The organism is Xanthomonas sp. LMG 12459 (genome assembly GCF_009192905.1).
GTDB classification, from domain to species: Bacteria; Pseudomonadota; Gammaproteobacteria; order Xanthomonadales; family Xanthomonadaceae; genus Xanthomonas_A; species Xanthomonas_A sontii.
This window is the reverse complement of sequence record NZ_NSGT01000106.1, coordinates 1-23,906: the sequence shown is the minus strand read 5'-3', so window position 1 is coordinate 23,906 and position 23,906 is coordinate 1. Positions and strand designations below refer to the sequence as shown.

The following is a 23,906-nucleotide window of genomic DNA, read 5'->3' as shown; positions in this document are numbered from 1 at the left end:
GGGGGAAGAGAAAAGGCGCGAGCCCCTCTCCCCCCGGGAGAGGGGTTGGGGTGAGGGTACGGGGCGAAGCCATCGCGAAGCCAGCCTGTGCCAATGGGACAGCGCACGAGGCTGCGCCCGTACCCTCATCCGCCCCTGCGGGGCACCTTCTCCCGGTGGGGGGAAGGGAACCAGTCGCCGCAGACGATGGAACGATGGGTTGCGCCGGTCGCGGTTGGCCGCGGTGGCGGCGGCACCCACAGTAGGGAGCTCATCAGGAGATCGTCCGCCATGACCGCTTCCACCACCGTCGCCCCCGCGCGCATCCTGCGTGCCATTCGCGGCCACGCCACCGCCGACGGCGATGGGGTCAAGCTGACCCGCGTCATCGGCGGCGGTGCGCTGCCCGAACTGGATCCGTTCCTGCTGCTCGACGAGTTCGGCACCGACCGGGCCGAGGACTACATCGGGGGTTTCCCCAGCCATCCGCACCGTGGCTTCGAGACCGTCACCTACATGCTCGACGGGCGCATGCGGCACAAGGACAACCATGGCAACGAGGGCCTGCTGACCCCGGGCAGCGTGCAGTGGATGACCGCCGGCCGCGGCCTGGTGCATTCGGAGATGCCGGAGCAGGAACACGGGCGCATGCGCGGCTTCCAGTTGTGGGTGAACCTGCCGGCGCGCGACAAGATGACCGCGCCGCGCTACCAGGAATTCGCGCCCGAGCGCATCCCGGTGGCGCAGCCGGCGCCGGGGGTGACGGTCAAGGTGATCGCCGGCCAGGTCGGCGAGGTGCACGGCCCGATCGCGCAGCCGGCCACCGACCCGCTGTATCTGGACATCGCGCTGGACGCCGGCACGCGCTGGGCGTTCGAACTGCCGGCCGGGCACAACGCCTTCGCCTACATGTTCGAGGGCGAAGCGGCGCTGGGCGAAGGCGAGGCGGCGCGCATGCTGCCGGCGCAGACGCTGGCGGTGCTCGGCGGCGGCGACCTGCTGCAGTTGCAGGCCGGCACGCAGGGCGCACGGCTGATTCTGGTCGCCGGACGGCCGTTGCGCGAGCCGGTGGCGCGGCATGGACCGTTCGTGATGAACACGCGCCAGGAACTGATGCAGGCCTTCGTGGATTTCCAGGAAGGGCGCTTCTGAGCGCGCGTTTCGCGCCGCATGTGGTGCGAGGGTTTGTTTCCTCGTAGGAGTGGCTTCAGCCGCGACAGGCATTCCCGATAACGCCGTCGCGGCTGAAGCCGCTGCTACGGGAGACCGCAGTGCATGGCGCAGTGCGCCTCCTCAGCGCTCCAGCGCCAGGCTCGACTGGCGCATGTCCAGGCCCTGCACCAGCGATTGCAGTGTCTGCAGTTCCTGGGCGTCGGCGGCATCGATCCACACCTGTGCGTACTGGTCCTTCTTCAGTTCCGCAACCGTGATGCGGCGTGTGGCCTGGTTCGGCAACTCGACACCGCCCACATCCGGCCGGTACCAATACACCGCTTCGCCGGCGATGGCACCCTTTTCCTCGCGCAGCGTGCGCTGCAGCGGAATGTTCGGGTCGCGCGCGGTGAGCATCATGCCCAGCACCTGACGTCCGTCGGCATCGCTGGCGCGGCAGACGATGAAGCCCTTGTCGCTGCGTTCGCTCCATTGCAGTTTGCTCTGCGGCGGCAGCGGTGGGCAGTTCTGTGCCTGCTGCGCGGTGGCGGCAGCGGCGGGCAACGCCGCCGCAGCGGTCAGCAGCGCCTTGCGCAAGAGTGTCTTCATTCGCGATGTTCCCCATACGCCGCGATGCGACGCGTTCGATCCATACGCACGCCTGCGGCGTCGTCTGCGGGAGCGCCCATCCTGTGCGGGATCCCGGCAGTGCATCCCCCGACGCAGTGCGTGTCCCGTGTGCGGTCACGCGTGCGCGGCCGCGTCTGCACCATAGCCCAGCATGGCCGCGCTGACAATTGGGATGCGGATTCCGGAATGTCCGTACGCGTGGTACGGCATGCCGGCACCCGCCCGGCTGCGCCGATCAGGCGGTTGCGGGCGCGGATCGCGGCGGGACGAGGGCGGTGGCGCTTCGCGTGTGGGGGGGCGGTGGCCCGATGCAGGCCTGCCGCCGGCTCAGCGGCCGGGTTCGGGCAACGGAATGAATTCCTGGTCGTCGCCGGGGATCGTCCCGAAGCGGCCCTCGCGCCAATCCTGCTTGGCCTGCTCGATGCGTTCCAACGAGCTGGACACGAAGTTCCACCAGAGGTGGCGCGGGCCATCCAGCGGTTCCCCGCCCATCAGCATGGCCTTCAGCGGGGTCTTGGCGCGCAGCCGCCCGCGCGCGCCGGGCTCGGGCAGGACCAGGTGCCGCGCCGGAATGTCCACGCCGTCCAGTTGCGCCTCGCCTTCCAGGATGTACAGAGAGCGCTCGACGTGCCGCGCGTCCAGGTCGATTTCGGCGTCCGCCTCCAGGTCCAGGGCCACGTTGAGGGTGTCGGCGAACACCGTGACCGGCGATTCCTCGCCGTAGGCGCGGCCGGCGATCACCCGCAGCCACGCGCCGTCGCGGCGCTGCTGCGGCAGGCTGGCGGCGGCATGGTGGTAGAACGCCGGTGCGATCTCTTCCGCCGATTTCGGCAGCGCCACCCAGGTCTGCATGCCGTGCAGCGGATGCGCATGCTCACGCAGCGTGGTCGGTGTGCGTTCGGAGTGGGAGATGCCGCGGCCGGCGGTCATCCAGTTGACGTCGCCGGCGCGGATCACCTGGTCGGAGCCGAGCGAATCGCGGTGGCCGATCTCGCCGGACCACAGGAAGGTGACCGTGGCCAGGCCGATGTGCGGATGCGGGCGCACGTCCACGCCGTGGCCCGGCTCGAACACCGCCGGGCCCATGTGGTCGATGAAGACGAAGGGGCCGACGCTGCGCGCCTGCACGCTGGGGACGGCGCGGCGCACTTCGAAGCCGCCGATATCGTGGACGCGGGGGGCGATCAGGGTGGGCATGCCGGCGCTCGTGGTGGCAGGAACGGAGCGCAAGCTTCGCATGCGGACGCGTGGCACGGACGCCGGCGGCGCAAGACGCAATGTTCCGCATGCCGCGGCGACTGGTGTGCGCCTCTCTTGCGCAGGTGATGCGCGTTCGCAGGTGCGCATCGCGACACGACGCAGGCGACAGGCGACTGCGTGGATCCACGCCCCCGGGCGGGGGCGACCGATCGACGACGCCGGTGGCGACAACGCCATGTGGTTTCAATCCAACGCGTCCGCCTCGGACGCGACACGACAGTGCGGATGCGGCGAGTGCGCTTTCGCAGTCGCGCCAGCGGATGCCGAGGCTATAGCAAGCCCGGCTGGGCGATCGCCACCTCGCCGCGGCGCGAGGCCAGCCGATCGGCCAGCCGGGTCGGCTCCGGCAGACGATAGCCACGCAGGTAGCGCTGGGTCCACTGCAGCGCGCTGTCCACCGCCACACGATGGCCGGGCGAGACGATCAGCGGATTGCAGCGCAGCTTGCTGCGCAGCGCCCAGCCCACCACCTCGCCGCGATGCACGATGGGGCTGTGGTCGCCGGCCTGCGCGCCGGGCTCCTCGAAGCGGCCGGCCAGCAAGGTCTTGGCCACGCCGATGCTGGGCAGCCCGGTGACCACGCCGAAGTGCGCGGCGATGCCGAGCCGGCGCGGATGGGCGATGCCCTGGCCGTCGACGAACACCAGGTCCGGGCGCTGCCGCAGCAGATCCAGCGCAGCCAGCAAGGCCGGCAGTTCGCGGAAGCTGAGCAGGCCGGGCACGTAGGCCATCGAGGTGGGCACGCGGGCGATCTCGGCCTGGTGCGGCTGCAGGGTCTGCGCGTCGAGCAGTACCGCGGCGGCGCGGGTGACCTGGCCGTCGTCCTCGAAGCCGACGTCGAAGCCGGCCAGCCAGCGCGGCGGGTCGGGCACCTCGTCCTGCAGGCTGACCTGGCGCGCCAGCGTCGCCTGCAGCGCGCGCGCCTGCACGATGCTGCCGTCCCAGTCGCCGAATACGGAGTGCGAAGAAGTGTCCATGCGCCGATGATCGCGCCACGGTCGTGGCTGGGGTGTGGAGAGGCTGGGAATCGGGAATGGGGAATGGGGAATCGCAACGGCTTTGTTCTCCAGCAAGCCGGACAGCCAAGCGCCGCCTGCTGGTCAGAGCCGCGCGGGAACTGCTTCAACGATTCCCCATTCCCGATTCCCCATTCCCAGCCAAGAGCTACAATCCAGGGCCGCACGACCCACGCATCCCCCAACGGAGACCGTCGCAGTGACCCGCAAACTCGTACTGTTGCGCCATGGCCAGAGCCAGTGGAACCTGGATAACCGCTTCACCGGCTGGGTCGACGTCGACCTGACCGAGCAGGGCCGCCAGGAAGCCGTGGCCGCCGGCCGGCTGATGCGCGAGGAGGGGCTGCAGTTCGACGTCGCCCATACCTCGGTGCTCAAGCGCGCCATCCACACTTTGCAGGGCGCGCTGAAGGAACTCGACCAGGACTGGCTGCCGGTGCACAAGAGCTGGCGTCTCAACGAGCGCCACTACGGCGGCCTGCAGGGCCTGGACAAGGCCGAGACCGCGGCCAAGCACGGCGAGGACCAGGTCAAGATCTGGCGCCGCTCCTACGACATCCCGCCGCCGCCGATGGACGCCGAGGATCCGGGCCATCCGCTGCACGACCGCCGCTACGCCACCCTGGACCGCAATGCGCTGCCCGCCACCGAGTCGCTGGCGACCACGCTCGAGCGCGTGCTGCCGTACTGGCACGACGCCATCGCGCCGCAGCTCAAGGCCGGGCAGACCGTGCTGGTCACCGCCCATGGCAACTCGCTGCGCGCGCTGTACAAGTACTTGAACGACGTCTCGCGCGAAGAAATCCTCGAACTCAACATTCCCACCGGCATCCCGCTGCTGTTCGAACTGGACGACAGCCTGCAGGTGCAGTCCTACCGCTACCTGGGCGACCCGGAAGCGGCCAAGAAGGCCGCCGAAGCGGTGGCCAATCAGGGCAAGGCGAAGTAAGCACCAGGATCGGCACGCGGCCGGCAGGAGAACGCGATGGGTGGATTCAGTATCTGGCATTGGCTCATCCTGCTGGTCTTGCTCGCCTTGCCGCTGCTGATCGGCATGGTGGTGTGGCTGGCGATCCGCGCCCAGCGGCGCCGGCCGGCCGCGGCGCCGCCGCCATTGCCTCCCGTCGACTCGGTCGAGCAGCGCCTGCGCGCGCTGGAGCAGCTGAAGGCGCAGGGGCTGATCGATGCGGCGGAGTACACGCGCCGGCGCGAGCAGATCCTGGCCGCGTTGTGAGTGTGTGATGCCTCGGCAGGCGCCGCGTTCTCGCGGCCTGCCAAGCGGAAGCGCGGTGTCGACGCCGCGCCGCGTGTTGCATGCCGCGCGCGTTGCCGCAGCTGCGCGGCAACGGCGTAACCCCGGACTGCCCTTACCAGACGCAACTGGTGAGCAGCAGCCCGGGCTGCACGTCCACCCAGCGCAGACGGTGCGCTTGTCCGGCCGGCAAGGCCGGCGCCAGCGGCGTGGCGATCCGCGTCTCTACGCTGCCGCTGGCCGGCTCGCAGCCTTCGATGCGCAAGGCGTCGAAATCGAAGAAGCGGCCGACGGTCGCCGCGGTGGCCTTGTAGAAACTCTCTTTCGCCGAAAAGCCCAGGGTCAGCGCATACGGCCAGCCGCGGACGCGGGCGAGCGCAGCCAATGCGTCACAGTCGCTGGCGTCCAGGGCCACGCTGCGGATCGCCTCGAGCTGGTCCGCCGCCACCACACGTTCGATATCCAGGCCGATGCCGTTGGCTGCGGCGGACGTCGGCATGGCGATGGCGACCGCCACGCCGTCGGTATGCGAGAGGCTGCCGAGGAAACCCTCTGGCCAGAGCGGCGCGCGGTCGGGGCCGATCGGAAGGTCGGTGGCCGTGCTTCCGGCCGCCCGCAGCGCGGCGAGCGCCGCGCGCCGTCCGGCCAGGTACTCGGCCTGGCGCTTGCGCACGCTGCGCGCGATCGACGGCGGCTGCTGCACCCGGTGGCGCTGGAAATCGTCGCTGTCGAAGGCATCGACCTCGAACGGCAGCAGCCAGGCGTCCGGCACGGCGATGCGATGCGCGCCGAGGGCGAGGCGGGCGAACGGCGGGGCGGCGAAGGCCAGGGCATCCATGGCCCTAGCTTAGAGCGTGCGCTGGCCGTGCGGCGCGTGCGATGCGGCCAATGAGGCGCCGCAGGGCAGGCATCGCTGTGGTGACCTGTTTCCGCAAGGATTCATCCGAATGCAGCTTGTCCGGTAGGAGCTGCGCTTGTCCCCTTCTGCGGGATCAGCCGCGACCTGCGTTCCCGGTAACGCCGGTCGCGGCTGAAGCTGCTCCTGCAGCAGACGTTCCGCAGCGTTGCCTTCAGCCGTCGCTGGCGTCCACCCACACCCGCATTTCGCCCTCGCCGCGATTGGCCCAGGCGAAGTAGGGCACGAAGGTCAGGGGCTGCGGCTGCCGCGTCGGCGGCGGCGCATCGTAGCGGTACAGCGGTGCGGCCGCGGCGTCGACGTCGCCGTGCAGGCGTTCGCCGGTGGCTTGCAGCAGCACCTGGCCGGCGAGCGCGCCGGTGCCGGGTACGGCCTGCAGCGTGGCGTTGGCCGGCAGGCGCAGCTGATGCAGGTCGGCGCCGTTGTCGGCCTGCTCCAGGCAGTACACCAGCGGCCCGCGTTGCACCGCGACCTTGCCGGCCAGGTGGCGCACGCGCGGGTGCCCGCTGACCCGCATCGGCGGCATCGGCAGGCGCAGCTGCAGGGTGTCGCCGGACTGCCAGCGCCGGCGCAGCACGCAGTAGCCGTGCTGGCGGTGCGCGTCGATCGCCACCGGCTCGCCGTTGAGCAGCAACTGCGGCGCCTGGCACCAGTCCGGCAGGCGCAGCGCCAGCGCCGTCTCCACCGGGGCGCCGCACTCCACCTCGAAGGCGATCGTGTCCTGCCACGGATATTCGCCGCGCTGGCGCAGGGTCAGGGTCTGCCCGCCGACCTCGAACCGCGCGTCGCTGCCGACATAGAGGTTCACGTACAGCGTGTCGTCGCGGCGGGTGTAGAGGTAGTGGCCGAGCGAGGTCAGCACGCGGGCGATGTTGGGCGGGCAGCAGGCGCAGCCGAACCAGCGCTGGCGCACCGGCTTGACGTGGTCGAAGGTGTGGTTGCCGTGCACCGTGGGCGGGTGCACTTCCAGCGGGTTGACGTAGAAGAAGTGGCGCCCGTCCAGGGCCATGCCGCCCAGCACGGTGTTGTACAGCGCCCGCTCCATCACGTCGGCGTAGCGGCCATCCGGCGCCAGCTGCAGCATGCGGTTGGCGAACATCATCAGCCCGATCGAGGCGCAGCTCTCGTTGTAGGCGGTGTCGTTGGGCAGGTCGTAGTCGACGCTGAAGGCTTCGCCGTAGCTCTGCGCACCGATCGCGCCGGTCAGGTACATCTGTCGCTGGGTGGCGTTGTCCCACAGGCGCTCGCAGGCCGCGCGCAGGGTGGCGTCGCCGCTGTGCCGGGCCAGATGCGCCACGCCGGCGTACAGGTACACGAAGCGCACCGCATGGCCGACCGCGGTGTCCTGCAGCGCCACCGGCAGATGCGCCTGGCTGTAGGCCTTGTCCTGGATCATCCAGGCCGGGCCGTGCCCGCCCCAGAAGAAGGTCTGGCCGCGCCTGGCGTACTCCTCGTCGTAGTAGTGCGGCGTGGTGCCGCGTTGTTCGACGAAGTAACGCGCCAGTGCCAGATAGCGCGCCTCGCCCGTGGCTTCGTACAGGCGCATCAGTGCCAGTTCGATCTCCGGATGCCCGGGGTAGCCGTGCAACTGCGTGGGGCCAGGGCCGAAGGTGGCGTCGATGTGGTCGGCGAGCCGGCACACGATGTCGAGCAGGGTGCGTTTGCCGGTGGCCTGGAAGTAGGCCACGCCGGCCTCGATCATGTGCCCGGCGCAGTACAGCTCGTGGCACTCGGCCAGGTTGGTCCAGCGTTCCTGCGGCGCCTTCACCGTGAAGTAGGTGTTGAGGTAGCCGTCGGCCTGCTGCGCGGCCCCGATCAGCTCGATGGTGGCGTCGGCATCGCGCTCCAGCGCCGGATCGGGATGCTGTGCGAGCAGGTAGGCCACCGCTTCCAGCCATTTGGCCACGTCGCTGTCCTGGAACACCATGCCGTAGAACGCGCCGTCGCTGCGGCCGGCGGCGATGCGGAAGTTCTCGATGGCATGGCTGGGTTCGGCATCGGCGACGTTGTCGTTGAGCGCGTCCCACTGGTAGGGCAGCACCACCTCCTGCACCAGGCGCTGGTAGCGCTGCCAGAACGGATCGGCGATGCGCAGGTGGGCGAGCGGCAGTTCCGGGGACGGCACGGGCGAATGCGGCATGGAGCGGAGATCCTGGAGAGTGGGGAAGGTCAGTGCACCGGGCGTGCGGCCAGATCGGCGGCGATATTCGCCAGCAGCGGCCGGCGCAGCCGGCAGCGCAGGATCACCGCGGCCAGCAGCAGGTGCAGGCCGGCGGGGATCAGGGTTTCCAGCAGGGTGATGGCCTGCAGCGAGGCGGGACTCTGCTGCGCGGCGCCGGCGCGGTAGCCGGCGTAGACGAACAGCGCGCTGATCACCACCGCGCTCGAGGCCCAGGCCAGCTTGATGCAGAACAGGTTGAAGGCGAAGTTGATGCCCGAGGAACGCACCCGGTTCTTCCAGGCGCCGTAGTCGTCGGCGAAGGCCATCAGCGAGAAGTGCAGCGGCAGCGCGAAGCCCAGCACCAGGCAGTGCACGAAGATCACCCCCAGCCACAGCGTCTGCTGCGCCGGTCCGGTCGGCAGCCACCACTGCGCCACGCCGAACGCGGCCAGCGCCAGGTTGGTGTGCAGGTACAGCGCCAGCGGATCGAAGCGGCGGCACAGCGCGTTGACCACGATCGCGCCGAGTACCGTGGCCAGCGCCACCATCGCGAAGAACAGCGAGGCGTAGCCGCTGCTGCCGCCGAGCACGTAGGTGATGAAGTACAGATAGGCGCCGCCGCGGATGTTGTAGACGTTGATCAGCAGGAACGACATCAGCAGCACCAGCCGCAACTGGTCGTTCTGCAGCAGGCCGCGCAGATGTGCGCCGATGCCGGCGCCGCCGAGCAGGCTGACCGGCACGCGTTCGCGCACGGCGAAGAAGCAGCACAGGAACATCGCCACCGCCAGCACCGCCAGCACGCCCACGCCGAGCTGGTAGCCGCGCGCGGCGTCGCCGTTGCCCAGTTCCCGCACCAGCCACGGCAGCCCGACCGACACCAGGAAGCCGGCGATGCCGCACAGCACGAAGCGCCAGGATTGCGCCGAGACCACGTCGCGGTGGTCGCCGGTCATGCTGTTGATCAGCGCGCAGTAGGGCACGTTGATCGCGGTGTAGCACAGCGACAGCAGGAAGTAGCTGGCGAAGGCGTAGGCGATCTTGGCGCCGGCGCTCAGCTGCGGCGCGCTGAAGGTCAGCACGCAGGCGATGCCGATCGGCACGGCGACCCACAGTTGCCAGGCGCGGAACCGGCCCCAGCGGCTGCGGGTGCGATCGGCGATCAGGCCCATCACCGGATCGGACACCGCGTCGGCCACGCGCAGCACGGTGAACAGGGTGCCGACCAGCGCCGGGGTCAGGCCGAACACGTCGGTGTAGAAGAAGGTGAGGAAGTTGGCGATCAGGCAGGTGACCACCGTGCCGCCGGCATCGCCGAGGCCGTAGCCGAACTTCTCCAGGCGCGACAGACGCGGCGTGGTCGCGGCCGGTGCGGCGTCTGCGGTGGCGTGGCCGATGGCGGTCGCGGTCAACGTAACGGCTCCTGGCGCGCCCGGTCCGGCGCCAGCGCAAAGTGGCATGGCGGCGCACCCGCGACAAGAGTCTGTGCGGTATAAAACCGGTACGATTCCGACCATGGCGGCCGCGGCGTCCTTGCGCGGCATCGCTCATTCGAATGCTGCAGTGCAGCGTCGCGCAGGCAAGGGGAGACGTTTCCGACATGCTCGAATTCGCCGTCGCCTATCCGATCCGGGTCCAGAACGGAGGCCTGTTCATTTCCCGCGGCGTGGGTGCGCATCCGGCGCGGGTGATCCAGTCCTACGAGCTGATCTTCGTCGAGCGCGGCATCCTCTCGATTCGCGAACAGGACAACGACTTCCACGTCGGCCCCGGCGAGACGCTGTTGCTGTGGCCCGGCCGCGCGCACGCCGGCCTGGGCCAGTTCCCGGACGACCTGCGGTTCTATTGGGTGCATTTCGAACTGGAACCGGGCGCGGCGCAGGCGGACAACGCGGTGGCGCTGTCGATGCCGCAGCGCACTGCGATCCGCGATCCGGATCGCTTCGTCGGCCTGTTCCGCTGGTTCCTGGCCGAGCAGGAGGAACGGCGCACGCTGCCGATGCTGGAACCGATCGTGCTGTCGATGCTGCAATGCGTGGCCGGCGCCTGGCCGGATCCGCACGATTCCGAACGCGCCGGGGTGGCGCTGGCGTACCGTGCCAAGCAACTGGTCGGCACCCAGTTCCACACCGCGCTCACCGCCTCGTCGCTGGCCGCGCAACTGCACTGCAATCCGGATTATCTGGGCCGCATCTACCGGCGCAGCTTCGGCACCACGCTGACCGAGGCGATCCATCGCCAGCGCATCGCCTTCGCCGAGAAGCTGCTGCTGGTCAACACCTGCGCGGTGGATGACGTGGCGCAGCGCGCCGGCTTCAGCGACAGCGGCTACTTCCGCCGCGTGTTCCGCCAGCGCCTGGGCATGACCCCCAGTGCGTATCGGCGGCTGTACTGCAAGGAGCACATCAATTCGGGGTGAGGGGGGCTTGCGGGCGCATGTGCGTCGCCGCTTGCCGCGAACCTGCTTGCGCCGCTGCGCGCTGCAAGGTGTGTGGCAGGGACAGGGCTTGGCTGCCCGCGTTTGCAGGAGCGGCTTCAGCCGCGACCGACATTCATGGGAATGCTTCGTCGCGGCTGAAGCGGCTCCTGCGGCAGGGTGGTGCGGCGGCCGGCTGGGCTAGCTCAGCTGCTGGCCGATCTCGCGCGCCATCGCGTTGAGCGGCAGGATCTTCTCCGCGCCGCCGCGCTTGATCGCTTCCTTGGGCATGCCGAACACCACGCTGCTCTGTTCGTCCTGGGCCACGGTGCGTGCGCCGGCCTGGCGCATCTCCAGCAGGCCGACCGCGCCGTCGTCGCCCATGCCGGTCATGATGATGCCCAGCGCGTTGCCGCCGGCGGCGCGCGCGGCGGAGCGGAACAGCACGTCCACCGATGGCCGGTGCCGGTTCACCGGCGGCCCGTCCAGCACTTCGACGAAGTACTGCGCGCCGCTGCGCCGCAGCAGCATGTGCTTGCCGCCCGGCGCGATCAGCGCGCGTCCCGGCACCACGCGGTCGTTGTTGGCCGCTTCCTTCACCGAGATCTGGCACAGCGTGTCCAGGCGTGCGGCGAAGGCGGCGGTGAACTTTTCCGGCATGTGCTGGACGATGACGATGCCGGGGCTGACCCGCGGCAGCGCGGTCAGCACTTCCTCCAGCGCCTGGGTGCCGCCGGTGGAGGTGCCGATCGCCACCACCCGTTCGGTGGTCTGCGACAGCGCGCGGCCGCCCTGTGCGGGCAGGATCACGTCGGCGGTGTGCTTGATCTCTGGCTCCGCCGGCGCCACGGCCGGCCGCGACGACAGGCGCTTGACGTTGGCGCGCGCCGCGCTCTTCACCGTGGCGATCATTTCCTCGGCCGAGTCGGTGAGGAATTGCTTGAGGCCGAGCTTGGGCTTGGTCACCACCGCCACCGCGCCGGCGGCCAGCGCGTCCATGGTCACCCGCGCGCCCTTCTCGGTGAGCGTGGAGCAGATCACCACCGGGGTGGGGCGTTCGCTCATGATCTTGCGCAGGAAGGTGATGCCGTCCATCTTCGGCATCTCCACGTCCAGCACGATCACGTCTGGCCACTGCTGGCGCATCTTGTCCATCGCCAGCAGCGGGTCGGCCGCGGCGGCGATGACCTCGATGCCGGGCGCGTCGTTGAGCACAGCGACCAGCACCTGGCGCACCACCGCCGAATCGTCGATCACCATGGCCTTGATCGTGGTCATGCGGGGTTCCCTCCTGGGACGTCGTGGTTCATGGCTTGCGGTACACCGACGGCGCGATCTGCACCACGTCGCCGTTGACGTCGTTGAGGCTTTCGGAGTGGCCGATGCAGAAGATGCCGCCGCGCTTGAGCGTGCCGAGCACCCGCGCCACCACTTCGCGCTTGGTCTGGCCGTTGAAGTAGATCATCACGTTGCGCAGGAACACCACGTCGAACTGGCCCAGGTTGGGCAGCGTCGCGTTGAGGTTGGCGTGCAGGAAGCGCACATGGTCGCGGATCTTGCGGTCGATCAGCATGCTGCCCTCGTACTCGCCGCGGCCCTTGAGGCAGTAGCGCTTGAGCATGGCCGGCGGCATGTGCTCGATGCGCAGCAGCGGATAATGGCCGGTCCGCGCCTTGGCCAGCACGCGCGTGCTGATGTCGGTGCCGATCACCTCGTAGGGGCGGCCCTGCAGGGTATCGTCCAGCACCATGGCCATGCTGTAGGCCTCCTCGCCGCTGGAACTGGCCGCGCTCCAGCAACGGAACGGCGTACTGCCGGTGTGCGCGGCGGCGATGCTGCGCAGCAGGTCGAAGTGCTTGGGTTCGCGGAAGAAATAGGTTTCGTTGGTGGTCAGCAGGTCGATCGCGGTCTGCACCTCGCCGCTGCCCTCGCGGCTTTCCAGCAGCTTGAGGTACTGGGTGTAGGTCTGCAGCGAATGCGCCTTCAGGCGCTTGCCCAGGCGTCCGCAGAGCATGGCTTTCTTGGCCGGCGAGATGGTGATGCCGGCGGCGTCAAAGATGAAACGCTGGAACCGGCCGAATTCCTGCTCGGTGATGGTGTCGTGGCTGGTCATGGTCATGGCCGGTCGGTCAGTGGGGAGGGGCGGGAGCGGGGATGCTGGCGTTGCCGCTGGGACCGTGTTCCTGCAGCAGGCGCTGGTGCTCCAGCAGCCAGGCGTGCAGCGCGCCGCCGCCCAGCGGGCGCGCCAGCAGGTAGCCCTGGCCGAAGTCGCAGCCCAGCTCCTGCAGCAGGGTCCAGTCCTCCACCGTTTCGATGCCCTCGGCGACGGTGCTCAGGCCCAGCCGCTGGGCCATGCCCAGCGCCGATTCGAGGACCGTGCGCAGGTTGCGGCTGCGGTGCGCGTCGTGGACGAAGATGCGGTCGATCTTCAGTTCGGTGAAGGGGATGCGGGTGAGCTGCTGCAGCGAGGAGAAGCCGGTGCCGTAGTCGTCCAGCGACAGGCCGAAGCCCTGCAGCCGCAGCCGTGCCAGCATGCCCAGTGCGCTGCCGCAGACCAGCGAGCTTTCGGTGATTTCCAGCACCAGGTCCGACGGCGCCAGCCCATGCTGGCGCAGCAGCCCGAGCAGTTCGTCGAGCAGGTTCGGGTCCTGCAGCATGCTCGGCGACAGGTTCAACGCCAGGGTCAGCTGGAACCCGTCCTGTTTCCACGCCGCCAGCCGTGCCATCGCCTGGTCGGCGACGCAGGCGGTGAGCGCATGGATCAGGCCTTCGCGCTCGGCCACGGCGATGAAGCGGTCCGGCGCGATCGGCCCGGCGCTGGGATGGCGCCAGCGCGCCAGCGCTTCCACGCCGCCGACCCGGCCGCTGCGCATGTCCACCTTGGGCTGGTAGGCCACCTCGATCTCGCCGTGTTGCAGTGCCTCGCGCAGCATCGCCGCCATGGTCGCCTCGCCGGGCGCCTCGGCGTCGTCACGTGGTGCCGGTGCGCTCGGCGCGTGGGCGCGCACCGCGGCCGCGAGCTGGGCGGCGCGCAGCGGTTTCTCCAGCCCCGCCAGCACCTGCAGGCCGTTGCTGCGCCCGACCTGCAGCACCGAGTCGATCAGGGCCGCGCCGCGCTGCGAGGCGACCACGATCGGCACGCGCACGCTGCAGCGGGCCAGTGCGTCGAGCAACTGCACGCCGTCCATGCCGGGCATTTCCAGATCCACGATCAACAGCCCCAGCGGCGGCCCCTGGGTCACCCGTGCCAGCGCGGCATGGCCGTCGGCCGCGCCTTCCACCGCCACCGCCCCCATGCGCTGGCACAGGGCCAGCGCATGTTCGCGCTGGACCTGGCTGTCGTCGACCACCAGGACCGTTCCGAAGTGGTGCAGGGCGGCGGTGTCGGGGGACGTGGGCATGCGAAATCCGTTTCGAGGAAAGGGCGGGGCGCTAAGTGGCAACGGCCGCTCAGGCGGCGATGCCTTCTTCCAGGTGGGCGTCGAGCGCGGTCATGCTGGCGAACTCCTGGGGCGCCAGCACCGCATCGGCGGCGAGCAGGATCACGAAGCGCTCGCCGACCTTGCCCATGCCGTGGATGAAATCGCGGCGGATGCCGGTCCCGAAGGCCGGCGGCGGCGCGATGTCGGCGGTGGCGATCTCCAGCACCTCGCTGACCGCGTCCACCAGCAGGCCCAGCACCTGGCGTTCCTCGCCGCTGGCCACCTCGATGATGACGATGCAGGTGCGCTTGCTGATCTCGCTGGGCGCGCGGCCGAAGCGTTGCTGCAGGTCCACCACCGGCACCACGGCGCCACGCAGGTTGATCACCCCGCGCAACGCGGGCGGCATCATCGGCACGTCGGTCGGCGTGCGGTACTCGATGATCTCCTTGATGCCGAGGATGCCGACGCCGAACATTTCCTTGCCCAGCAGGAAGGTCAGGAACTGGTCCGTGGCCAGGTCGCCGGCGTCGGAGGGTGAGAGCGAAGCGGGAGCGTTCATGGCCATGTCTCAGAAGGTTTCGAAGTGGGCTTCGTCGAGCGAATCCGCCAGGACCAGCTGGCCGTTGGCGACGCGCGCGATCGGCTTGGGACCGGCCTGCCCGTTGCGGCCGCGCCCGGCGCCGGGACGTCGCGCCGCGGTCCTGGCCGGCGGGGCGCCCTGCACCTTGAAGAAGCTCATCAGCTGCTGCAGCTGTTCGGCCTGCGCGCTCATCTCCTCGGCCGTGGCGGCCAGCTCCTCGGAGTTGGACGCGGCCTGCTGGGTGGTCTGGTTGAGTTGGCCGACCGCGGCATTGATCTGACCGACGCCGGAGGTCTGCTCCTCGGAGGCGGCGGTGATCTCCTGCACCAGGTCGGAGGTGCGCTTGATCGACGGCACCATCTCGTCCAGCAGCTTGCCGGCGTTCTCGGCCAGTTCCACGCTGGAGCTGGCGACGTCGCCGATCTCCTGCGCCGCGATCTGGCTGCGTTCGGCCAGCTTGCGCACTTCCGCGGCGACCACCGCAAAGCCCTTGCCGTGCTCGCCGGCACGCGCGGCCTCGATCGCCGCGTTCAGGGCCAGCAGGTTGGTCTGGTAGGCGATGTCGTCGATGATGCCGATCTTCTGCGCGATCTGCTTCATCGCCTGCACGGTCGCCCGCACCGATTCGCCGCCGTCCAGCGCCTGGCTGGAGGCCTTGCTGGCCATGCCGTCGGTGATCTTGGCGTTTTCGGTGTTCTGCGAGATCGACGCGGTCATCTGCTCCAGCGAGGCGCTGGTCTCTTCGACGCCGGCGGCCTGCTCGCTGGCCGCCTGGCTCAGCGACTGCGCGGTCGCGCTGACCTCTTCCGACGCGCTGGCCAGCGATTCGGCATTGCCGTTGACCTCGCTGACCACCTGCGACAGGCGGGCGATGGTGTCGTTGATGTAGTTCTTCATTTCGGCGTAGGCGCCGTCGTAGTGCTTGTCGATGCTCTGGGTCAGGTCGCCCTCGGCCAGGCCGCCCATCACCCGCACCACGTCCTGGATGCTGCCGCCGGTCGTGGTCGCCAGATCGTTCAGGCCCTGACCCATCTCGCGCTGGAACCCGGCCAGGCCGTCCAGTGCGATGCGTTCGGAGAAGTCGCCGCGGTTGGCGGCCGCGACCACGCGGCGCTGGCCGTCGATGACCAGCTTCAGCCGCTCGACCATGCTGCGCATCGCATACAGTGCGCTGCTCTTGTCGTTCGCGCGCACCGCCACCTCCAGGTCGAGGTCGCCCTGCGCCACCTTGTTGGCGATCTCGGCCACATAGGCCGGCTCGCCGCCGAGCAGGCGCATCAGGCCGCGCACGATGAAGACCGAAATGCCCAAACCAAGCAGCACGCACGCCACGATCACCGCGACGATCCACTGCCGCGCGCTGGCGTAGAGCGTGTCGCCCTCCACGCTGGCGTCCTGGCCTCCCTTGGTGTTCAGTACGACCAAGCTGTCGAGAATCGACGATGCGTCGTCGTACAGCTTTTGCTGGTCGCCATTCAACAACGCCATCGCCTCGCTGGTTTTCAGCGTCCGCGACAGGTCGAGGACCTGCTTGTGCAAGGCCAGGTACTTCTCGAACTCGCTGTTGAAGTTGGTATAGATGCGCTGTTCCTCGTCCGAGGAAATCAGCTTGACGTAATGGTCGCGGTTGCTGGCGTATTCGGCCAGGATCTGATCCATCTTCTGGTCGAAATTGCGCATTTCCTGCGGGCTTTCGGTGACCACGTGCTGCAATTCGGCCACGCGCAGGTCGGAGATGTTGGTGTTCATGGCCTGGATATACTGGATGCTGGGCATCCAGTTCGTGGCGATTTCGGTGGACGCCTGGTTGACCTTGGCCAGCTTGTCCACTGCGAACAGGCCCATGCCCAGCATGAGCAGCAAGACCGCGGCGAAGCCGAGCCCGATTCTGGTAGCGATTTTCATTTGCTTGAACACCGTGATCCCCCTGTTGGATATACGGATGTGGTTATTAAAAAGTGTCGAAGTGGGCTTCGTCCGGCGTCGGCACCAGTGCCAGGCCGACCTCCCCGAACCCGCGCTTGCGCACCGGCGCCGTCTTGCGCGACGAACCGCCGGGAGCCGCCGTCGGGCGCCGCGGCGCCACGACCTGGTTGGTGCGGAAGAAACTCATCAGCTGCTGCAGCTGCTCGGCCTGGCCGCTCATTTCCTCGGCGGTGGCGGCCAGTTCCTCGGAGTTGGCCGCGGCCTGCTGGGTGGTCTGGTTGAGCTGGCCGACCGCCGCGTTGATCTGGCCGACGCCGGAGGTCTGCTCCTCGGAGGCGGCGGTGATCTCCTGCACCAGGTCGGAGGTGCGGCGGATCGACGGCACCATCTGGTCGAGCAGCTTGCCGGCGTTCTCGGCCAGCTCCACGCTGGACTCGGCGACCTGGCCGATCTCCTGCGCCGCCACCTGGCTGCGCTCGGCGAGCTTGCGCACTTCCGCCGCCACCACCGCAAAGCCCTTGCCGTGTTCGCCGGCGCGCGCGGCCTCGATCGCCGCGTTCAGCGCCAGCAGGTTGGTCTGGTAGGCGATGTCGTCGATGATGCCGATCTTCTGCGCGATCTGCTTCATCGCCGCCACCGTCGAGCGCACCGCATCGCCGCCTTCGTTGGCTTCGCGGGCGGCCTTGGCGGCCATGCTGTCGGTGACCTTGGCGTTCTCGGTGTTCTGCGCGATGGAGGCGGTCATCTGCTCCAGCGAGGCGCTGGTCTCTTCCACGCCGGCGGCCTGTTCGCTGGCCGCCTGGCTCAGCGACTGCGCGGTGGCGCTGACCTGCTCGGAGGCGCTGGCCAGGGCCTCGGCGTTGATGTTGACCTCGCCGACGACCTGCGACAGGCGCGATACGGTGGCGTTGATGCTGTCGCACAGCTCCTTCAATTGGCCCTGGCACTGCACGTCCGCCATCCGGGTCAGGTCGCCGCTCTCGATCGCCTTGAGCACCGCGCCGGCTTCGCTGAGCGGGCCGATCACCGTGTCCAGCGTCAGGTTGATGCCGTCGACGATGCGGCGGAAGTCGCCCTGGTGCAGGTTGCCGTCGGCGCGGACCTCCAGGCGCCCGGCCGCGGCCGCGTCGGCGAGCAGGCTGGTGTCGCGGATCAGCGCGCGCAGGTTGGCCCGCACCTGTTCCACGGTGTCGTTGATGAACGCCTTCTTGCCGGGGAAGGCTTGCAACGGCGCGTCGAAGTTGCCGCGGCCGAACTCGGCGATGCAGGCCATCGCCTTCTTCTTGGTCGCGATATGGTCGCCGACCATGCGGTTGATGCCGTCGGCCATGCTGCGGAAGTCGCCTTCGAAGCGGTGGCTCTCGATCATCACGTCGATGTCGCCGGCGTCGTGCTGCGCGGACATGTGTTTCATCTGCGCGATCAGCCCCAGCAGATTGCGCCGTACCTGTTCGATGGTCTCGTTGATGAACGCCTTCTTGCCCGCGAACGTCTCCAACGGCGCGTCGAAGTTGCCGCGGCCGAACTCGGCGATGCAGGCCATGGCCTTCTTCTTGGTGGCGATGTGGTCGCCGACCATGCGGTTGATGCCCTCGGCGATGACCTTGAACTCGCCGTCGAAGCGGTGGCTCTCGATCACCACGTCGATGTCGCCGGCGTCGTGCTCGCGCGACATGCGGACGATCTCCTCGTTGATCTGGCGCACCCCGGTCTGCACCTGGCGCAACGCCAGCAGCACCTCGCAGGCCTGGTCGTTGCGCACGGTCGGCATCACCACCTCGAAGTTGCCGTTGGCAAAGCGCGCCAGGGTGGTGGTGGCGATCCGCAGCGAGCGGGTGATGGCGTGGACGGTATACGCCAACACCGCGGCGGCGAGTACCGTGGCGCCGATGCCCAGCGCCAGGGTCTGCCCGCCGGGCAGGCCGAGGGCGAACCCGCACGCGGCGGCGGCCAAAGGCAGCGCGACGGCGATGGCCGAACCGGTCCACAGCTTGGAGGACAGCGAAAGGGAGTTGGACATACCGGGGACCTGTACGGGGAAGAAGCACCAGCCTGCCGGCCGGTACGGGAAGGGTCAGAACGAAACGAACGCGGCTTCTTCCAGGCGGGCGGCCTGGGCTGTGGCGGCGGGGCCGCCGAAGCCGCGCGAGCGGGGCACGCGCTGAATCGGCGTGGGCACACGTCGCGGTTGCGGGGCCTGCGTCGGCGTGGTGGTGGCGCCGGTGGTGAAGAAGCTCATGAGCGTTTGCAACTGTTCTGCCTGGCTGCTTACTTCTTCGGCCGTGGCGGCCAATTCTTCAGCGTTGGCAGCAGATTGCTGTGTTGTCTGGCTGAGCTGGACCACCGCGGTGTTGATCTGGCCGACCCCGGAGCTCTGCTCCTCGGAGGCGGCGGTGATCTCCTGTACCAGGTCGGAGGTACGGCGGATCGACGGTTCCATCTCGCCGAGCAGGCGTCCGGCGGTCTCGGCCAGGTTCACGCTGGTGCTGGCGACATCGCTGATTTCGTGCGCCGCCACCTGGCTGCGTTCGGCCAGTTTGCGCACCTCGGCGGCGACCACGGCGAAGCCCTTGCCGTGCTCGCCGGCGCGCGCGGCCTCGATCGCCGCGTTCAGGGCCAACAGGTTGGTCTGGTAGGCGATGTCGTCGATGATGCCGATCTTGCGCGCGATCTCCTTCATCGCCGAGACGGTGGCGCGTACCGCCTCGCCGCTTTCGGCGGCTTCGCGCGAGGCCTTGCTGGCCATGCCGTCGGTGACCTTGGCGTTTTCCGCGTTCTGGGCGATGGAGCCGGTCATCTGCTCCAGCGAGGCGCTGGTCTCCTCCACGCCGGCGGCTTGCTCGCTGGCCGCCTGGCTCAGCGACTGCGCGGTGGAGGACAGTTCCTCGGCGGCGCTGGCCAGGGTGACGGCGTTGCCGTTGACCTCGTTGACTATGCTGGTGAGCTTGTCGATGGTGGCGTTGACGTAGCGCTGCATGTCGGCGAAGGCGCCTTCGTAGTGACCCTGCACCTGGCGGCTGAGGTCGCCCTCGGCCATCGCGCCCATCACCTTGATCACGTCGCCGACGCTGCGCAGATTGCCGCGGGTCTGTTCGATGATCTCGTTGATGAAGGCCTTCTTGCCCGGCAGCTGCGGCATCGGCGCGTCGAAATTGCCGCGGCCGAACTCGGCGACCACGCCCAGCGCCTGCTTCTTGACCGCGATGTGCGCGGCGACCATGCGGTTGATGGCCTTGCCGATCGCGCAGAATTCCCCGTCCAGATGGGTGCAGTCGATCTGCACGTCGATGTCGCCCTTGTCGTGCTCGTCGGACATGCGCGCGATCTCGCCGATCAGGCGCTTGAAGTTGCCGCGCACCTGCTCGATGGTGTCGTTGATGAAGGCCTTCTTGCCGGGCAGCTGCGGCATGCCAGCGTCGAAGTTGCCGCGGCCGAACTCGGCGACCACGCCCATCGCCTGCTTCTTGACCGCGATGTGGCCGCCGACCATGCGGTTGATGCCGTCGGCCATGCTGCGGAAGTCGCCCTGGAAGTGCGCGCTGTCGATGCTGGCGTCGATCTCGCCGGCATCGTGCTCCTCGGCGACGCGGCGCATTTCGGCGATCAGGCCGAGCATGTTGCGCCGCACCTGCTCGATGGTGTCGTTGATGTAGGCCTTCTTGTCCGGGAACGCGGCCAGCGGCGCGGCGAAGTTGCCGCGGCCGAACTCGCCCACGCAATCGATCGCCTGCTTGCAGACGCCGATGTGGGCGCCGACCAGTTGGTTGATGTCGCCGGCCACGGCCCGATAGGCGCCGCTGGACTGCGCGGCATCCAGCATCACGTCGCAGTCGCCGGCGGCGTGCGCGCGGGTCATGTGCGCGACGTCGGCCTGCAACTGCCGCAGCGGCCGCTGCGCGGCGAGCAGGGCCTGGCCGATCTCGCTGCCGCCGGCGGTCGCGTCCACGCGCTCCAGTTCGCCCAGCGCCAGCGCCTGCAGACCGGTGCGGGCCAGGTCCAGTTCGCGCTGCGCGGCAGCGGACGTTTGCTGCGCCGAACGCACGCTGCCGGCCAGCACCAGGCCGGCGACCAGCGTGGCCACGGCGACCGCAGCCCAGGCGAGGCCGCCGGCCAGCGGCAGCGCCAGCGCCGCGACGGCCGCGGCGGCGGGCAGGGCGACGGCGACGACCGCGGCCGTCGGCAGGGTGGTAAGGGGCATCCGGTTCTGGGACATGACGGCGATTCCTGGTTGATGGCGTGACGTAGGAATGACGGCAGGCGATGCGGCGGTTCAGGCCGCCAGCGATTCGGTGCCGGGTTGCAACTGGCCGATGAGCGACGGCACGTCCAGGATCAACGCGACCCCCCCGCTGCCGAGGATGCTGGAGCCGCTGATGCCCTTGACCTGGGCGAAGACCTTGGAGAGCGGCTTGATCACGGTCTGCCACTCGCCGAGCAGGGTGTCGACCACCAGGCCGAAACGCTGCGAGCCCTGGCGGATCACCACGATGCTCTCGCGCGCCGGCGGCGCGCCGGCGATGGCGAACAGCGAGCGCAGGCGCACGTAGGGCAGCACGTTGCCGCGCAGGTCGATGTACTCGCTCTGGTAGTTCGGCGCGAACTCCACGCATTCCTCGACCACGTCCAGCGGCACCACGAACACCGACTTGCCGACCCCGACCTGGAAGCCGTTGATGATCGCCAGGGTCAGCGGCAGCCGCACCGAGATGGTGGTGCCGACGTCCTGCTGGCTGCTGATGTCGACGCTGCCACGCAGCGCGGCGATGTTGCGCTTGACCACGTCCATGCCGACGCCGCGGCCGGACAGGTTGGTGACCTTCTCGGCGGTGGAGAAGCCCGGCTCGAAGATCAGCGCGAACACCTCGCGGTCGGAGAGCTGGCGGCCGGGTTCGATCAGGCCGCGTTCCAGCGCCTTGGCCAGGATCCGGTCGCGGTTGAGGCCGCCGCCGTCGTCGCTGATCTGGATGACGATGCTGCCGGAATCGTGGAAGGCGTTGAGCCGCACCGTGCCGCGCACCGGCTTGCCGCGCGCCTGGCGCACCTCGGCCGGTTCGATGCCGTGATCCATGGCGTTGCGCACCAGGTGGGTCAGCGGATCGGCGATCTTCTCCACCACCGACTTGTCCAGCTCGGTGTCCTCGCCATTGACCACCAGCGCGATGTCCTTGCCCAGTTCGCGGGCCACGTCGTGGACCACGCGGTGGAAGCGGCTGAAGGTGCCGCCGATCTTCACCATGCGCAGCTGCAGCGCGCTTTCGCGCACCTCTTCGACCAGCCCGGCCAGGATCGAGGTGGACTCCAGCAACTGCGCATCGCCGGTGCGCTGCGCGTTGGCGCCGGTGCTGGCGACCGCGATGATCAGCTCGCCGACCAGGTCGATCATGCGGTCGAGCTTGTCGGCGTCGACGCGGATCGAGCCGCCTTCGCCGCGCGCGCCGGCGGCCTTGGCGGGGCCGGCATTGGCGGCGGGGGCCGCTGCCGCGGCCGGCGCATTGGGCATGGCCGGTGCGGCTGCAGCCGGCGCGGCCTCCGGTGTGGCGGCACTCTCGAAACCGGCGAAGTCGTCGGCGCTGGCCTGGCTGCCGGCCTCGGCCACCAGCAGCGGCAGATCCAGGTTGGCGGCGTCGCCGTGCGGGTCCACCGCCAGCACCTGCAGGTCGCAGTCGTCGCGCACGAATTCGAAGATGTCCTCGATCGCAGCCTGCTGCGCGTCGCTGCGCAGCAGGATGTCGAAGCCCAGGTAGCAGGCCTCCGGATCCAGTTCCGGCAATGCCGGCACGCGCTCGTGACGGGTGCGCACCGCTTCCAGGCTGCCGAGGCTGCGCAGGCAGCGGATCAGGTGCAGCGGCGAGTTGCCGAAGCGCAGCGCATCGGTGAACAACTGCAGCGAGATCCGCCAGTAGCCGGTCTGCGCCGGCGCCGCGGGCGTTGCGGCGGCGCTGGCCTTGGCGGCCGGCGTGGCAGCAGGGTGCAGGTAGGTCTGCAGGCGTTCCAGCAGCGGCGCACCCTCGGTGGCCAGCGTGGCTTCGTCCGCCTCGGCGCCGGCGGCCGCTTCCACCAGGGTGCGGATGTGGTCGCAGCAGGCCAGCATCAGTTGGATCAGTTCCGAATCCAGCGCGACGGCCTGCTCGCGCACCAGGTCCAGCACGCTCTCCACCACATGGGTGAAGCCGACCAGTTGCGCCAGATCGAACAGGCCGCCGGAGCCCTTGATGGTATGGGCGGCGCGGAAGATCGCGTTGACCGCGTCGGGACCGGCTTCGCCGCGCTCGGCTTCCAGCAGGTTGCGTTCCATGTCCTCGAGCAGGTCGCGGCTCTCGGCGATGAAGGTCTGCAGCAATTGATCCATGTTCATGTCGTGCTGCCGATTAGTGAAGAGTGTCGTCGCCGACGCGCTCGAACGCGTCGCCCAGGCCGAGCAGGTCCAGCGCGTCGCCGACCGCCTTGGTGCAGCCCTCGAGCTGGAATGGCCGTCCCAGCGCGCGCAGCGCGGCCTGGGTGGCCAGCAGCAGTTGCACGCCGGTGGCGTCGATGTCGTTCACCGCCTGCACCTGCAGGCGCAGGCCGCCGGGATGCTCCAGCGCGGGCAGCAGCAGCGGCTTCAGTTCGGCCGCATGGCGGATGGTCATGTCGCCGTCCACGATCAACTGCAGCGGCGGATCCTGTTCGTCGGGGGGCGTCGAGCGCATGGCGGGTCTCCGGCAGTGGCGAGTGGAAAGCCGGCGCCACGCCGTGAAGGGCGTGTGCAGGCCTGGGTACCAGCGATATCGGCGCGGACGGGAAATATTTAGGAATATTTAGCCCGCGTGAAGCATTTGTCTCGCAAGCCGCACGCGAGCCTGAGTGGTTCAGACCGGTGCCAGGACGCGGATCCCATAACCGCGCCGATGCGGTCGGTCCTTACGTTTCTGCATGCGCCGTGCCAGTCGCGGCAACGGGGAAGGCGTCAAAAAGCCGCGCCATACGTGCGACGTGGCGGCGGTCTTCACGTGAAGACCGCTGCAGGCCAGGGAACACAGCGGTGCGAGCGCCCATACGCCACCGAACGTTGTGGCGGTCCGGGGCGGGGGCGGGGGGGAGGGCTGCTCTTTCACATCCATTTATCACTGCGCTGAGTCTAGCGACGGTCTTCTCTGTGGCTCTTGCTTTACCATATTCAAAAATAAACATACAACCTACGATAGTTATCTGTA

The 23,906-nt window shown here is 69.0% G+C and carries 19 protein-coding genes; 4 read left to right on the top strand and 15 right to left on the bottom strand.

Features of this window, described 5'->3' with window-relative positions:
- The first annotated feature begins 270 nt into the window (after positions 1 to 270).
- Positions 271 to 1,131, top strand: coding sequence for a pirin family protein (locus CEK65_RS19575; protein ID WP_152182719.1), 861 nt, complete (start codon positions 271 to 273; stop codon positions 1,129 to 1,131).
- A gap of 141 nt (positions 1,132 to 1,272) precedes the next feature.
- Here the strand turns inward: CEK65_RS19575 and CEK65_RS19570 are convergent, their stop codons facing one another.
- The 3 genes from CEK65_RS19570 to nfi form a co-directional block, all read right to left on the bottom strand.
- Positions 1,273 to 1,740, bottom strand: coding sequence for a hypothetical protein (locus tag CEK65_RS19570; RefSeq protein ID WP_010342081.1), 468 nt, complete (start codon positions 1,738 to 1,740; stop codon positions 1,273 to 1,275).
- Positions 1,741 to 2,088: 348 nt separating this feature from the next.
- A complete protein-coding gene (locus CEK65_RS19565) occupies positions 2,089 to 2,958 on the bottom strand; it encodes a pirin family protein (RefSeq protein WP_152182718.1) in 870 nt (289 codons plus the stop codon).
- A 332-nt stretch (positions 2,959 to 3,290) separates the two neighbouring features.
- Positions 3,291 to 3,998, bottom strand: a complete 708-nt coding sequence (nfi, locus tag CEK65_RS19560) for a deoxyribonuclease V (protein WP_152182717.1) — start codon at positions 3,996 to 3,998, stop codon at positions 3,291 to 3,293.
- 238 nt (positions 3,999 to 4,236) lie between these two features.
- On the opposite strand from nfi, the gene gpmA reads away from it, so the two are divergent.
- Both gpmA and CEK65_RS19550 read left to right on the top strand, forming a co-directional pair.
- Complete coding sequence (gpmA, locus tag CEK65_RS19555) at positions 4,237 to 4,986, top strand: 2,3-diphosphoglycerate-dependent phosphoglycerate mutase (RefSeq protein ID WP_010342084.1); 750 nt, start codon at positions 4,237 to 4,239, stop codon at positions 4,984 to 4,986.
- A 36-nt stretch (positions 4,987 to 5,022) separates the two neighbouring features.
- Positions 5,023 to 5,271 carry an SHOCT domain-containing protein gene (locus CEK65_RS19550; protein ID WP_152182716.1) on the top strand — a complete coding sequence of 83 codons (249 nt, stop codon included), beginning with the start codon at positions 5,023 to 5,025 and terminating at the stop codon, positions 5,269 to 5,271.
- A 133-nt stretch (positions 5,272 to 5,404) separates the two neighbouring features.
- Here the strand turns inward: CEK65_RS19550 and CEK65_RS19545 are convergent, their stop codons facing one another.
- The 3 genes from CEK65_RS19545 to CEK65_RS19535 all read right to left on the bottom strand — a co-directional run bounded on the left by CEK65_RS19545 (position 5,405) and on the right by CEK65_RS19535 (position 9,778).
- Positions 5,405 to 6,127, bottom strand: coding sequence for a 4'-phosphopantetheinyl transferase superfamily protein (locus CEK65_RS19545; RefSeq protein WP_152182715.1), 723 nt, complete (start codon positions 6,125 to 6,127; stop codon positions 5,405 to 5,407).
- A gap of 232 nt (positions 6,128 to 6,359) precedes the next feature.
- A complete protein-coding gene (locus CEK65_RS19540; protein ID WP_152182714.1) occupies positions 6,360 to 8,345 on the bottom strand; it encodes a beta-L-arabinofuranosidase domain-containing protein in 1,986 nt (661 codons plus the stop codon).
- 29 nt (positions 8,346 to 8,374) lie between these two features.
- A complete protein-coding gene (locus tag CEK65_RS19535; RefSeq protein ID WP_017913263.1) occupies positions 8,375 to 9,778 on the bottom strand; it encodes an MFS transporter in 1,404 nt (467 codons plus the stop codon).
- A 188-nt stretch (positions 9,779 to 9,966) separates the two neighbouring features.
- Between CEK65_RS19535 and CEK65_RS19530 the strand changes: the two genes are divergently transcribed.
- Positions 9,967 to 10,785 carry an AraC family transcriptional regulator gene (locus CEK65_RS19530; RefSeq protein WP_152182713.1) on the top strand — a complete coding sequence of 273 codons (819 nt, stop codon included), beginning with the start codon at positions 9,967 to 9,969 and terminating at the stop codon, positions 10,783 to 10,785.
- Between the two features lie 198 nt (positions 10,786 to 10,983).
- Here the strand turns inward: CEK65_RS19530 and CEK65_RS19525 are convergent, their stop codons facing one another.
- From CEK65_RS19525 to CEK65_RS19485, 9 genes are read right to left on the bottom strand one after another with little or no spacing between them, the layout of a single operon-like run.
- On the bottom strand, positions 10,984 to 12,060 hold the full coding sequence (locus tag CEK65_RS19525; protein WP_152182712.1) for a chemotaxis response regulator protein-glutamate methylesterase: 1,077 nt from the start codon (positions 12,058 to 12,060) through the stop codon (positions 10,984 to 10,986).
- Between the two features lie 28 nt (positions 12,061 to 12,088).
- Positions 12,089 to 12,895 carry a CheR family methyltransferase gene (locus CEK65_RS19520; RefSeq protein ID WP_026144438.1) on the bottom strand — a complete coding sequence of 269 codons (807 nt, stop codon included), beginning with the start codon at positions 12,893 to 12,895 and terminating at the stop codon, positions 12,089 to 12,091.
- A gap of 16 nt (positions 12,896 to 12,911) precedes the next feature.
- Positions 12,912 to 14,183 (bottom strand): EAL domain-containing response regulator, encoded by a 1,272-nt coding sequence (locus CEK65_RS19515; protein WP_152182711.1) that lies wholly within the window; start codon positions 14,181 to 14,183, stop codon positions 12,912 to 12,914.
- 49 nt (positions 14,184 to 14,232) lie between these two features.
- Positions 14,233 to 14,766 carry a chemotaxis protein CheW gene (locus CEK65_RS19510; RefSeq protein ID WP_026143817.1) on the bottom strand — a complete coding sequence of 178 codons (534 nt, stop codon included), beginning with the start codon at positions 14,764 to 14,766 and terminating at the stop codon, positions 14,233 to 14,235.
- A 9-nt stretch (positions 14,767 to 14,775) separates the two neighbouring features.
- Positions 14,776 to 16,692, bottom strand: coding sequence for a methyl-accepting chemotaxis protein (locus CEK65_RS19505; RefSeq protein WP_152182710.1), 1,917 nt, complete (start codon positions 16,690 to 16,692; stop codon positions 14,776 to 14,778).
- Positions 16,693 to 16,738: 46 nt separating this feature from the next.
- Positions 16,739 to 18,733 (bottom strand): methyl-accepting chemotaxis protein, encoded by a 1,995-nt coding sequence (locus CEK65_RS19500; RefSeq protein WP_152182709.1) that lies wholly within the window; start codon positions 18,731 to 18,733, stop codon positions 16,739 to 16,741.
- Positions 18,734 to 18,787: 54 nt separating this feature from the next.
- Positions 18,788 to 20,926: a methyl-accepting chemotaxis protein gene (locus CEK65_RS19495; protein ID WP_152182708.1), complete on the bottom strand. Its 2,139-nt coding sequence runs from the start codon at positions 20,924 to 20,926 to the stop codon at positions 18,788 to 18,790.
- Positions 20,927 to 20,983: 57 nt separating this feature from the next.
- A complete protein-coding gene (locus CEK65_RS19490; RefSeq protein ID WP_152182707.1) occupies positions 20,984 to 23,068 on the bottom strand; it encodes a chemotaxis protein CheA in 2,085 nt (694 codons plus the stop codon).
- 13 nt (positions 23,069 to 23,081) lie between these two features.
- Positions 23,082 to 23,402: an STAS domain-containing protein gene (locus tag CEK65_RS19485; protein ID WP_017908422.1), complete on the bottom strand. Its 321-nt coding sequence runs from the start codon at positions 23,400 to 23,402 to the stop codon at positions 23,082 to 23,084.
- Positions 23,403 to 23,906: the final 504 nt, after the last annotated feature.

Bases quoted from the DNA above. Each gene is read 5' to 3' on its own strand.
- CEK65_RS19545 (WP_152182715.1), bottom strand. From the start codon at position 6,127: ATGGATGCCCTGGCCTTCGCCGCCCCGCCGTTCGCCCGCCTCGCCCTC.
- nfi (WP_152182717.1), bottom strand. From the start codon at position 3,998: ATGGACACTTCTTCGCACTCCGTATTCGGCGACTGGGACGGCAGCATC.
- CEK65_RS19505 (WP_152182710.1), bottom strand. From the start codon at position 16,692: ATGAAAATCGCTACCAGAATCGGGCTCGGCTTCGCCGCGGTCTTGCTG.
- CEK65_RS19485 (WP_017908422.1), bottom strand. From the start codon at position 23,402: ATGCGCTCGACGCCCCCCGACGAACAGGATCCGCCGCTGCAGTTGATC.
- CEK65_RS19510 (WP_026143817.1), bottom strand. From the start codon at position 14,766: ATGAACGCTCCCGCTTCGCTCTCACCCTCCGACGCCGGCGACCTGGCC.
- CEK65_RS19570 (WP_010342081.1), bottom strand. From the start codon at position 1,740: ATGAAGACACTCTTGCGCAAGGCGCTGCTGACCGCTGCGGCGGCGTTG.
- CEK65_RS19565 (WP_152182718.1), bottom strand. From the start codon at position 2,958: ATGCCCACCCTGATCGCCCCCCGCGTCCACGATATCGGCGGCTTCGAA.
- CEK65_RS19530 (WP_152182713.1), top strand. From the start codon at position 9,967: ATGCTCGAATTCGCCGTCGCCTATCCGATCCGGGTCCAGAACGGAGGC.
- CEK65_RS19495 (WP_152182708.1), bottom strand. From the start codon at position 20,926: ATGTCCCAGAACCGGATGCCCCTTACCACCCTGCCGACGGCCGCGGTC.
- CEK65_RS19550 (WP_152182716.1), top strand. From the start codon at position 5,023: ATGGGTGGATTCAGTATCTGGCATTGGCTCATCCTGCTGGTCTTGCTC.
- CEK65_RS19540 (WP_152182714.1), bottom strand. From the start codon at position 8,345: ATGCCGCATTCGCCCGTGCCGTCCCCGGAACTGCCGCTCGCCCACCTG.
- CEK65_RS19520 (WP_026144438.1), bottom strand. From the start codon at position 12,895: ATGACCAGCCACGACACCATCACCGAGCAGGAATTCGGCCGGTTCCAG.
- CEK65_RS19500 (WP_152182709.1), bottom strand. From the start codon at position 18,733: ATGTCCAACTCCCTTTCGCTGTCCTCCAAGCTGTGGACCGGTTCGGCC.
- CEK65_RS19490 (WP_152182707.1), bottom strand. From the start codon at position 23,068: ATGAACATGGATCAATTGCTGCAGACCTTCATCGCCGAGAGCCGCGAC.
- CEK65_RS19575 (WP_152182719.1), top strand. From the start codon at position 271: ATGACCGCTTCCACCACCGTCGCCCCCGCGCGCATCCTGCGTGCCATT.
- CEK65_RS19525 (WP_152182712.1), bottom strand. From the start codon at position 12,060: ATGACCACGATCAAGGCCATGGTGATCGACGATTCGGCGGTGGTGCGC.
- CEK65_RS19515 (WP_152182711.1), bottom strand. From the start codon at position 14,183: ATGCCCACGTCCCCCGACACCGCCGCCCTGCACCACTTCGGAACGGTC.